This is a genomic window from Protofrankia sp. CiP1_Cm_nod3 (genome assembly GCF_982290655.1).
Genome location: NZ_CEVIVD010000099.1, coordinates 9,365 through 20,200, shown reverse-complemented (window position 1 = coordinate 20,200; position 10,836 = coordinate 9,365). Strand labels below are relative to the sequence as shown.

Below are 10,836 nucleotides of genomic sequence, written 5' to 3'. Positions count from 1 at the left end.
ATCCAGACCGGTCGGCGGCCGGGGCCGGGCGGGCCGGCGCATCCGGGCGGGCCGGCGTATCTGAGCGGGCCGGGGCATCCGAACGGGCTGGGGCATCCGACAGGCAGCCGCGGACGGTGATGTACCTGGTCGAGGAGATGAACCGGGGCGGGGCGCAGCGGCGCACCGTGGAGCTGATGCGCCGGCTCGACCCGAACGAGTTCCGGCTGGTGTTCTGCTCGCTCAGCGGCCGGCGGGGCGAGCTCGATGACGAGATCCGTTCGCTCGGGGGCGAGGTGTACTACCGCCGGCTCGGCCCGGCCTTCCCGCTCACCTTCTACCTGCTGCTGCGCCGCGTGCGCCCGCAGGTCGTCCACGCGTACGCGTCGGATGCCACCGGGCTCGTGTTCGGTATCGCCCGGGTGGCCGGTGTGCCGCGCCGGGTCGCGCATTTCCGGGTCAGGGCCGACGGGGCTGGTGGCATCATCGGCCGGCCCGGTGACAGAACCGGAAGATCCGCTGGCGGAACCGGGTGGGCCGCTGGCGGAACCGGCTGGTCGGGTGCCACCACCCGCCGGCGGAGGCGCAACGCTGGCGCGCTTCTGCGGCACGCGGCGGGACAGGCGGCGCTCGACGCGAACGCGACCGATCTGCTGGCCGTGTGCGAGGCGGTCATGCGCGAGCTGTGGCGCCCGGAGTGGCGGGTCGACCCCCGCTGCCGGGTGATCTACAACGGGCTGGAGGTCGAGCCGTTCGGTGTCGCCATCGCGGCCCGCCGGCGTGCGCTGGAGAGCGTTCCCGAAGGGGCACGCAGCCCGGTCATCATGATCCATATCGGCCGGCCGGGAGCGAACAAGAACCGGGCCCGCGCCATCGACGTACTCGTCGCGCTGTGCGCGCGGGGGGTGGACGCCCGCCTACAGATCGTCGGGCGTCAGGACCCGGCGGAGACCGCGGAGCTGCTCGCCAGGGCGTCCGCCGGGGGGGTGCGTGGCCGCGTCGAGCTGCTCGGCGAGCGGGACGACGTGCCCCGGCTGCTGGTCGCCGCGTCGCTGCTGCTGGTCACCTCGTATCTCGAGGGCCTGCCGAGCGTCGTGCTCGAGGCGTGCGCGGTCGCCACTCCGGTGCTGGCCACGGACCTGCCCGGGATCGCGGAGGTCGCCCGCCTGCTGCCCGGGATCACGATGTTGCCGCTGTCCGCCACGGACGAGATCTGGGCCGACACGGCCCGGGCGCTGACCGCTGTCCAGCCGCTGCTCGAGGACCGGCGGGCGGCGCTGCGGCGCTTCGTGCGCTCGCCGTTCACGCTTGAGAACTGGCAGCGGGAGCTGACGGCGGTCTGGTCGCGGCCGCCTGAGCCGAGGCTGCCCGAGCGGTTGCCTGAACGGCACCGGCAGGCGGGCGGGCGGCTGTGCCCCGGCGGGCCGTCCAGCCGCCGTGCGAGAAGAACTCCCCGTCCGCCCAGCGGGTGACGACGTCCTGATCGGGCTGGGCGAACCGTTCGGGCAGGGCATCCAACGGATGCCAGGCCAGCCGGCGCGGCCGGCGGGGGAGGCCGGTGGCGGCCGCGCCGTGGGCGCCGGTGACGCCGTATGTGCGGGTGACGTGGAAGAACAGCCCAAGCTGTTCCCGGTCGTCCGCCCAGTGATGCGCCACGTGTTCCAGCCGGACATCCTCGAGCGTTGTCAGCAGCGCCGCCTGTTCACGCGCCACGCGGACCGCGGCGTCGCCGGCGGCCTGCCCCTCGAGGTTTCCGGCCGGCAGCCGCCAGCATGCCGGCGACGTCTCGTCGCCGGTGGTGAGAAGAATTCTGTCCCCGGTGCGCACCAACAGGTGAACCCGCACCGGCAGCGCCGACCGGCTCATTGTGCGGTGCGCTTTTCGTGGGGCGTGTCCCGGCACGTCGTCATGGCCGTATCCCGTTTCTCCGGACACCGTCGGGCCCGCTCCTGGCAGGGTGGTGCCGGTGCTGGCGGCCGGTGCCCTGTACCGGCGCGGTAAAGGTGCGGCGGCGCAGGTCGCACGACCGGGGGCTGTCGTCGTAACCTGTGCCGCCGCACCCGTGGTGCGGTACCGGCGCTCCCCACCCCGGTGGGGTGAGTGGGGACGGAGGCGGGGATCGCCGGTACCAGTCCGACCTCGGTGGCCGGGGCACGGTCAGCCGGCCACCGAGGAGTTCGTGGTCCCCTCGGAAAGGTCCCCGGCGACGCGAAAAAGGGGCATTATCGCGCGCCGCCGGAGACCAACTCGGAGCATGGATGACAATCAACATCCAGCGTCTTTCCGCCTCTTTGGAAGGCCGGCCGTCCGCTGAACTGTCTCGGAGCTTAGGGTGCGTCCGGCGGGTGCGTCCACTCTCAATTTCACGGTATCCGTGCCGGTCGAACTCCGGCTGCCGGACGATCAGTGCCCGGGCGTATTAGCCCGCCGGGGCGACGGCCGTCCGATGGCTGGTCACGCTCGAATCCAGAGGGTATCCGAACTCCCGGCCGGTGGGAACTCCCGGCTGTATTGTGTCCCGCTCCTGAAAACCGCGCACATCGTTCTGGCGGGGCCGTAAGAGGCCGTTCGGCGAATTATCGGAACTCCCTGTCGGGCGGGGAGATACGGCCGGGGCGGTACTCGCCGGGCGGGACTTCCGGCTCCGGCGGAATACGGACGTAATTTTCACAACCGGGCGACGACGGACATCTGGCGGTATCTCAACGGACGGTGGGCGCGTGGTGTGGCGGACGGTCCCGCTGCCTGCCCGCTGCCTGGCTGCCCGGAGCGCCTTCGCCCGGGGCGTCACGTTGACCGGCCGCGCGGCGCCGATCGGCGCGGCCGGCGCCACCGCGGCCCCGCCGCTGCCGGGACCGGGTGCTTCCGGGACCCGCCCCAGGGCCCGGCCGGTGGAACGGCGGTGGCGGGAGGTGCTGTGAGGTGGCGTGAGGGAGGTGGGAGAACGGTGACGGACGGGAACGGCACGGTGTCTCTTCTGGCAGGGTAGCGCGATGTGGTGTCCGCCACGTAAGGGGCCGGGGAAGGGGATATTGCGGGGCGATGGGTGCCTGTGTGATTGGTGTTACAGCCGCGGGTACCGTCGAGGACAGGCGGCCTTCCGAAGGGTGCGGCCGTAGCGGCCATACAGTTCAGGCGGTCGATTGGATGCGGTGAGTCACGGCTGCCGCCGATGGGTCGCGCCATGTCCTCCGCGACCGTGCCGGTCGGGCCGGCTCGGTCGAGCCATACTCGATCGAGCTGTATTGGTCGGACCGTATTGGTCGGACCATATCGATCGAGCCGCGCCGGCCGGGCCGTATCGGGCGGGCGCTGTCGGTCGGGCCGTACCGGTCGGGATTGCGGCGGTTGACGGATCGTGTTGATCGCCGGGCGACCGCCCGACCGCCCGGCCGGCCGGGGTCAAAACATCCCGCAGCCTACCAGAATTGAAAAAAGAGTCGAGCCGGGTAGTTCTGGACACGGCGGGCACGGATCTGTGAGGATGCCGGCCGGTGACCCTCAAAGTCGTTTAGGCTCACTGCGACAACGGAATGTACCGACGATAGAGGAGTTCTCTGACGTGGTTACGCGAGTGGGTGTCAACGGCTTCGGCCGTATCGGCCGCAACTTCTGGCGGGCGCTTCAGGCTAGTAAGCGTAACGACATAGAGATCGTTGCAGTGAACGACCTTACCGACAACAGGACACTTGCGCATCTGCTCAAGTACGATACTACGCTGGGCACGCTGTCGGAGCCGGTGAGTCCCGCCGACGGCGGGATCAAGGTCGGCGACGGCTTCCTCAAGGTGGTCTCCGAGCGTGACCCGGCGGCCCTGCCCTGGGGGGACCTCGGGGTCGAGGTCGTCGTCGAGTCCACCGGCCGGTTCACCAAGGCCGAGGACGCCCGCAAGCACATCCAGGCGGGCGCGAAAAAGGTGATCATCTCCGCGCCGGCCAAGGGCGAGGACCTCACCGTCGTCATCGGCGTGAACGACGACATCTACGACCCGGCGCAGCACACGATCCTGTCGAACGCCTCCTGCACGACCAACTGCGTGGCGCCGCTGGCCAAGGTTCTCGAGGACACCTTCGGCATCGAGCGCGGCCTGATGACGACCGTGCACGCCTACACCAACGACCAGGTCATCCTCGACTTCCCGCACTCGGACCTGCGCCGCGCCCGCGCCGCCGCCCAGAACATCATCCCGACGACGACCGGCGCGGCCAAGGCGACGTCCCTGGTGCTGCCGCAGCTCAAGGGCAAGCTGGACGGGCTGGCCCTGCGCGTTCCCGTCCTCGACGGGTCGGTGACCGACCTGGTCGTCACGCTCAAGCGCGAAGTCACGATCGAGGAGGTCAACGCCGCCTACCGGGCCGCCGCCGAGGGCCCGCTCAAGGGCGTCCTCGTCTACACCGAGGATCCGATCGTCTCCTCCGACATCGTGGGGACGGCCGCCTCCTGCACCTTCGACTCGCTGCTCACCATGGCCAGCGGCAACCAGGTGAAGGTCATCGGCTGGTATGACAACGAGTGGGGCTACTCCAACCGCCTGGTGGACCTCACCGCCCTCGTCGGCGGACGCCTGTAGGAACATCGGGGCGGAGAACCCTGTCGGCCTCCGGCGATGCGATAACGATCATCGCATCGCCTTTGGCCGTGGAAGATCCTGCTGGCCTCCGGCGATGCGATAACGATCATCGCATCGCCTTTGGCCGGTGGGGAAAAACTGGCGGCTTCTGGTGTCTTCGGGCGATGCCACGACGATCATGGACGTGTCGTCCGAAGCCGGTTGGGACTTCGGAGTAATGGCGTGACGACCATTGACGATCTACAGGTCGCCGGGCGGCGGATCATCGTCCGCAGCGACCTGAACGTTCCGCTGGACCGTTCCGGCGACACACCCCGGATCACCGACGACGGGCGGGTCCGCGCCAGCGTGCCCACCATCCGGGCGTTGCTGGACCGGGGTGCCCGGGTGGTCGTCTCCTCCCATCTGGGACGGCCCAAGGGCACACCCGACCCGGCGTACTCGCTCGCCCCGGTCGCCGGCCGGCTCGCGCAGCTGCTCGGCCGGCCGGTCGCGTTCACCGGGGACGGCACCGGCGACATCGCCGGCACACACGCGCAGAAGATTGTCGCCGGGCTGGGCGACGGTGAGATCGCGCTCCTGGACAACCTCCGGTTCCACCCGGGGGAGACCAGCAAGGACGCGGCCGTGCGGGCCGCGTTCGCCGACCAGCTCGCCGGGCTGGCCGACTACTACGTCGGGGACGCCTTCGGCGCGGTCCACCGGGCGCACGCCAGCGTCGTGGACCTGCCCGAGCGGCTGCCGCACGCGGCCGGGCAGCTCGTGCTCAGGGAGCTTGAGGTGCTGCGCACCCTCGCCAGCGGCGCGGCCCGTCCCTACGTTGTCGTCCTCGGCGGGTCGAAGGTCAGCGACAAGCTCGGGGTGATCCGGGCGCTGCTGCCCAAGGTCGACGCCCTGCTCATCGGCGGCGGGATGTGCTTCACCTTCCTGGCCGCCCAGGGCCACGGCGTCGGCGGGTCACTGCTGGAAGCGGACCTGATCGACACCACGAAGGGCCTGCTCGCCGAAGGGGGGGACCGGATCGTGCTGCCCACCGACGTGGTGGTGGCCGACGAGCTCTCCGTCGACGCGCCCACCGCCGTGGTGGCGGCCGGGGCCATCCCGGCCGGCCGCAAGGGCCTCGACATCGGGCCGGCGTCGGTGGCTCTGTTCGCCGGTCGGCTGCGCGGCGCCCGCACCGTCTTCTGGAACGGCCCGATGGGCGTGTTCGAGCTCCCGCCGTTCGCGGCCGGAACCCGTGGGGTGGCCGAGACGATCGCCGGGCTCGACGGCCTGACCATCGTCGGCGGCGGTGACTCGGCCGCGGCCGTGCGCACCCTCGGTATCGACGAGGAGGCGTTCACCCACATCTCCACCGGTGGCGGCGCCAGCCTCGAATACCTGGAGGGCAAGACCCTGCCCGGACTCGCAGCATTGGACGTGTGATGGCAAGCGAGAAGAACGAGAAGAACGAGAAGAACGAGAAGAACGAGAAGAACGGGAAGAACGGGAAGAAGAAGCCCCGGGGGACGGGCCGGCGCATCCTGGTCGCGGGCAACTGGAAGATGAACCTCAACCATCTTGAGGCGATCGCGCTGGTCCAGAAGATCGCTTTCGACCTCAAGCCGGTCGAGCTCGACAACGCCGAGGTCGTCGTCCTGCCCCCGTTCACCGATCTGCGCAGCGTCCAGACCCTTGTCGACGGGGACAAGCTCGCGATCGGCTACGGCGCGCAGGACCTCTCCCCGCACGGCTCCGGCGCCCACACCGGGGATATCGGCGGGCCGCTGCTCGCCCGGCTGGGATGCGGCTATGCGGTGGTCGGCCACTCCGAGCGGCGCGCGGACCATCACGAGGACGACGCCCTGGTGGCGGCCAAGGCGCGGGCCGCCTACGCGCACGGGATCACCCCGATCCTGTGCGTGGGCGAGCCCGAGCCGGTGCGGGTGGCCGGCGACCACGTCCGCCATGTCCTCGCGCAGCTCGACGGCTCCCTGGCCGGGATCACCCTGGAGCAGGCGCGCACGCTGGTCGTCGCCTACGAGCCGGTGTGGGCGATCGGCACCGGGCGGACCGCGTCCGCCCATGACGCGCAGGAGATGTGCGCGGCGATCCGGGGGCGGCTCGCCGAGCGTTTCGACGCGGGAGTCGCCGCGGTCATCCGTATCCTCTACGGCGGTTCGGTGAAGGGCTCCAACGCGGCGGAGCTGTTCACCCAGCCCGACGTGGACGGCGGGCTGGTCGGCGGCGCGAGCCTGGACGCGGCGGACTTCGCGGCGATCGTCCGCAGCGCCCCGCCGAGCTGACGGCGGCTACGAACCGTCACCGGCGATGCCGGTGACTCCGGTGACTCGATCACGGGCTGTGCCGGCCGGCGCGGTCCGTGATCGCGACCGGTGCCGTGGGAACAGCCGACGGACACGGCCGGCCCGGGGTGTGCTTGGGTGGCTTGCGGTGGCGGGGTGCGGCCCCGCCGGGAAGGGGCTCGAACCCAAGTGGCCGCCAGGGGCATGCCGCGCTGTCGTGCGATCATCCGGGCCGGAACCGTCACGGTCGTCCTCGGCCTTCTTCTCGCCGCCTGTACGGGCGGGGGAGGAGGCCGGCAGGCCCCGTCCGACCCGTCGGGCCCGCCCGCGGCGATCAGCAGCCGGGTCATCGCCGCCTCGCCGCGCGACGGCGGGACGCTGCGGGTGCTCGCCACCGCCGACTGCGACTCCTGGGATCCCCAGCGCACCGCGTCCGTGCGCTGCTGGAACCAGCAGCGGTGGATCTCCCGGCAGCTGGTGACGTACGCGCCCAGCCCCGGCGCGCTCAGGCTGGCCGGTGACCTCGCCACCGAGGTGCCGGCCCCGAAGGACCTGCGCACCTGGACGTACACGCTGCGGGAGGGGCTGGCCTTCGAGGACGGCACCCCGATCACGTCCCGGGACGTCAAGTACGGGATCGAGCGGGCCTTCGCCCCGGAGCTGGCTGGGGGCTCCGGGGGCTCCGGGGGCGCGGGCTCCGGCGAGGTGGTGCGGCTTCTCCAGGACGAGAAGAACCCCTACCGGGGTCCCTACACCGACCCCACGCCCGACCGTCTCGGGCTGGCCGCGGTGACCACGCCGGACGACAGGACCATCACGTTCCGGCTCAACCGGCCGTTCGCGGACTGGAACCTGCTGATGGCCTCCCCGGTCTCCACACCGGTGCCGCGGGCGCACGACACCGGCGCCGGGTACGGATCCCGGCCGGTGGCGTCCGGGCCCTACAAGATCGAGAACTATCGTCCGGGGGAGTCCCTCACCCTCGTGCGCAACCCGGAGTGGGACAGGCAGACCGACCCGAACCGGCCCGCCCACCCCGACCGCGTCGTTGAACGCATGGGGCTCGCCGCGGCCGACATCGACAGCCGCATCCTGACCGACCAGGCCGACATCGCCGCCGACCAGAGCGGGGTGGGCGCCGAGGCCACCGCCCGGATCAGCGCGAACCCCGGCCTGCGCGCGGCCCGCACCACCAGCGAGGCCACCGGCGGGCTGCGCTACCTGGCCGTGGTCACCACGGTCGCGCCGTTGGACAAGCTCGCCTGCCGCAACGCCGTGGCCTGGGCGGTGGACAAGAGCGCACAGCAGACCGCACGGGGCGGCCCCCTCGTCGGGGGCGACATCGCGGCCACGATGCTCACCCCGCCGGTGCGCTCCTTCTCCTGGTTCGACCTCTTCCCGAGCCCCGGCGGCAGCGGGAACCCCGCAAGGGCGAGAACAGAACTGGGCGCCTGCGGCCGGCCGGACGGCTTCGAGACCACCCTGGTCACCCGGTCGGATCCGCTCTCCCTCGCCCAGGCCGAAGCCGTCCGCGCCTCACTCGCCCGGGCCGGCATCACGGTCACCGTCGTGAAGTTCGACGACGCCGGGTACGCCGCGGCGGTGGACAGCCCCGAGCACGTCCACACCATGAAGTACGGCCTCGTCCTGGCCGCCGGCGCGGCCACCCGGCCGACGCCGTACGCGTTCCTCGCCCCGCTCGCCGCCAGCGGCTCGATCCGGCCGCGGTACAGCACCAACATCGCCGAACTGGCTCTGCCCGCGGTCGACCAGGGTCTGGAGCAGGGCATCGGGGCCGCTGACAGCGAGGACACGGCGAGCCTGTGGACGCAGACGGACCGGGCGGTCGTGGGGTCCGCCGCCTACGTCCCGCTGCTCTACGACCGGGCGCTCAACATCTACAGCAGCCGGCTCACCAACATCCACTACTCGCCCGGGTTCATGATGACGGACTTCGCCTCGCTCGGTGTCGTACCGTAGGGCGTCATGGCGGCCCGTCGGAGGGCCACGGCTCGCACGGGCATGATCCGATGGTGGTGCGCCGCGCCGGCCGCGGGACCGCCGTGCGGTAGCTTGGCACGAATGCCGCCGGTCAGCCCCGCCGAAGGCAGTGCGATGATCGTTCGTTGCGCTGCCGGAGGTTGCTGAATCGGTATGGTCGAAGGCGATGCGATGATCATTTGTCGCGCTGCCGGGGGCCGTCGGGTGCGGGTATGGCCGGAGGGGGTGCGATCATGGTTGCTCGTGTCGGGCTTCCTGCCGCGTCGCGCGATGACACGGCCGGGCCGGGCGGTTTACATGATCACGGGATGACGGTGTGGGAGCGGGTCCGGAGATGACTGTTGGGCTGTCGATTGTCCTGATCATCACGAGTGTGCTTCTGCTGCTGCTCGTCCTGTTGCACCGGGCCAAGGGAGGCGGGCTGTCCAGCCTGTTCGGCGGCGGTGTCTCCTCCTCGCTCGGGGGCTCCTCGGTGGTGGAGAAGAACCTCGACCGACTGACGGTCATGATTGGGCTGATCTGGCTCACCTGCATCATCGGCCTCGGCCTCCTGCTCAAGGGGTGAGCGGCCGCTGGCGTACCCGGATCCCGGCCTGGCTGCTCTGCGTGGTCGTCCTTGCCACGCTCGCGGCCTGCGGAGGTGCTGGACAGCCGGCACCCATACCGGTGACTTCGGTTATACCCACGGTCACCACTGATCCAACGGACAAGCCGGGTGGGACGCTGCGCCTGGTCACCGGGAGGATGCCCAGCGGTGATCCGGGCTGGGCGACGGACGCCGGTTCGCGGATGCTGCTGCGGCTGGTCTCCCGTCAGCTCTACTCCTACCGGGCCAGCCCCGACCCGGTCTTCACCGCCGCGCCCCTGCCGGACCTGGCCGTCGGGCCGCCGGCGGTCAGCGCGGACGGGAAGACCTACACCGTCACCCTGCGCCCGGCCGCGCGCTGGGACACCCCCGGGATCAGACGGGTCACCGCGACCGATGTCGCCCGCGGCGTCAAACGGCTGTGCACGCCGCCGGACCCGTCGCCCATGCGCGGCTACTTCGCCGCGACGGTCGCCGGCTTCGCAGCCTACTGCGACGAGCTGATGAGAACCCCGCCCGAGGGGGTACGCGACTTCATCGAACGTCGCGGTATCGACGGCGTCCAGGTCGTCGGTGACGACTCGATCGAGTTCCACCTGCTCGCCCCGGCCGGGGACTTCACCGACGTGCTGGCCCTGCCCGCGGCTTCCCCGGTGCCGCTGGAAGCCCTCGCCTACGCCCCGAACTCGCCCGAGTACCTGGAAAACCTGATCTCCGACGGGCCGTACCACTTCGGTGACACGCTCGGTGACGGGTCCTTCCGGCTGTCGCGCGACCCGGCGTGGGTCGCCTCGTCCGACGGCATCCGCCCGGCGCTTGCCGATCACGTTACGGTGCGTACCGGTGTCGACGCGGCCGCTGCCCAGGCCGAGATCGACGCCGACCGGGCCGACATGGCGATGGACAGCACCGTCCCCGCCGCCGACGTGGCAGCGCTGGACACCCGGGCCGACGGCAGGCTGTCCACGGACGGCCCCGGTTCCACCGTGCTGCTCACCGTCGGCCAGCACGGCCCGGCGTCGGCGGCGCTGCGTGGCGGCGGCGTCCGGCAGGCGCTGGTGTACTGCGTGGATCGCGCCGCCGTGGCCGCGGCGCTGGGCGGGCCGGTCCTGGCCACCACCACCGCGCAGATGCTGCAGCCGGCCATGGCCGGTTTCCAGCCGCGCGACCCGTTCCCGACGCTGGGGTCGACCGGCGATCCGGCGCGCTGCCGGGAGGGGACGCGGACCGCCGCCGGCGGCGGTCCCCTGACCGCCCTGGTCCTGCTCACCACGGACTCCGCCGAGGACGCCGCTGTCGCGTCGGCGCTGCGGGACGCCTTCGCCCGCGCGGGGGTGACGCTGCGGGTCGATGTGGTCCCCGCCGCGGACTACCCAGGCGCCGCCGTCCCCGCGAGCGCCGCCGTCCCCGCGAGC

Annotated in this window: 8 protein-coding genes and 1 pseudogene; 8 read left to right on the top strand and 1 reads right to left on the bottom strand. The window is 71.6% G+C overall.

Annotated elements, in window-relative coordinates; genetic code table 11:
- Window positions 1–1,451, top strand: a 1,451-nt coding sequence (locus AC5LUJ_RS17330; protein ID WP_493465295.1) for a glycosyltransferase, incomplete at its 5' end; no start/stop codon positions are given.
- A gap of 52 nt (window positions 1,452–1,503) precedes the next feature.
- Here AC5LUJ_RS17330 and AC5LUJ_RS17325 read toward each other — a convergent pair.
- Window positions 1,504–1,845: pseudogene (locus AC5LUJ_RS17325) on the bottom strand (NUDIX hydrolase); the annotation flags it as partial.
- Window positions 1,846–2,699: 854 nt separating this feature from the next.
- On the opposite strand from AC5LUJ_RS17325, the gene AC5LUJ_RS17320 reads away from it, so the two are divergent.
- The 7 genes from AC5LUJ_RS17320 to AC5LUJ_RS17290 form a co-directional block, all read left to right on the top strand.
- Window positions 2,700–2,900: a hypothetical protein gene (locus AC5LUJ_RS17320; RefSeq protein ID WP_250283319.1), complete on the top strand. Its 201-nt coding sequence runs from the start codon at window positions 2,700–2,702 to the stop codon at window positions 2,898–2,900.
- A 641-nt stretch (window positions 2,901–3,541) separates the two neighbouring features.
- A complete protein-coding gene (gene gap / locus AC5LUJ_RS17315; protein WP_250283316.1) occupies window positions 3,542–4,549 on the top strand; it encodes a type I glyceraldehyde-3-phosphate dehydrogenase in 1,008 nt (335 codons plus the stop codon).
- 222 nt (window positions 4,550–4,771) lie between these two features.
- The gene (locus AC5LUJ_RS17310; protein WP_250283314.1) at window positions 4,772–5,974 is read left to right on the top strand and encodes a phosphoglycerate kinase; all 1,203 of its coding nucleotides are present in this window, start codon (window positions 4,772–4,774) and stop codon (window positions 5,972–5,974) included.
- Complete coding sequence (gene tpiA, locus AC5LUJ_RS17305; protein WP_250290686.1) at window positions 5,974–6,834, top strand: triose-phosphate isomerase; 861 nt, start codon at window positions 5,974–5,976, stop codon at window positions 6,832–6,834. Before AC5LUJ_RS17310 ends, tpiA begins: the two co-directional genes overlap by 1 nt.
- Window positions 6,835–7,038: 204 nt before the next feature.
- Window positions 7,039–8,814 (top strand): ABC transporter substrate-binding protein, encoded by a 1,776-nt coding sequence (locus AC5LUJ_RS17300; RefSeq protein ID WP_250290689.1) that lies wholly within the window; start codon window positions 7,039–7,041, stop codon window positions 8,812–8,814.
- Between the two features lie 355 nt (window positions 8,815–9,169).
- Window positions 9,170–9,400 carry a preprotein translocase subunit SecG gene (gene secG, locus AC5LUJ_RS17295; protein WP_250283334.1) on the top strand — a complete coding sequence of 77 codons (231 nt, stop codon included), beginning with the start codon at window positions 9,170–9,172 and terminating at the stop codon, window positions 9,398–9,400.
- Window positions 9,397–10,836 (top strand): ABC transporter substrate-binding protein (locus tag AC5LUJ_RS17290; RefSeq protein ID WP_493465294.1); only part of this gene is annotated, 1,440 nt, incomplete at its 3' end. The genes secG and AC5LUJ_RS17290, both read left to right, overlap by 4 nt.

Excerpts from the sequence above, each read along its gene's own strand:
- tpiA (WP_250290686.1), top strand. The coding sequence starts at position 5,974 with ATGGCAAGCGAGAAGAACGAGAAGAACGAGAAGAACGAGAAGAACGAG.
- AC5LUJ_RS17300 (WP_250290689.1), top strand. The coding sequence starts at position 7,039 with ATGCCGCGCTGTCGTGCGATCATCCGGGCCGGAACCGTCACGGTCGTC.
- secG (WP_250283334.1), top strand. The coding sequence starts at position 9,170 with ATGACTGTTGGGCTGTCGATTGTCCTGATCATCACGAGTGTGCTTCTG.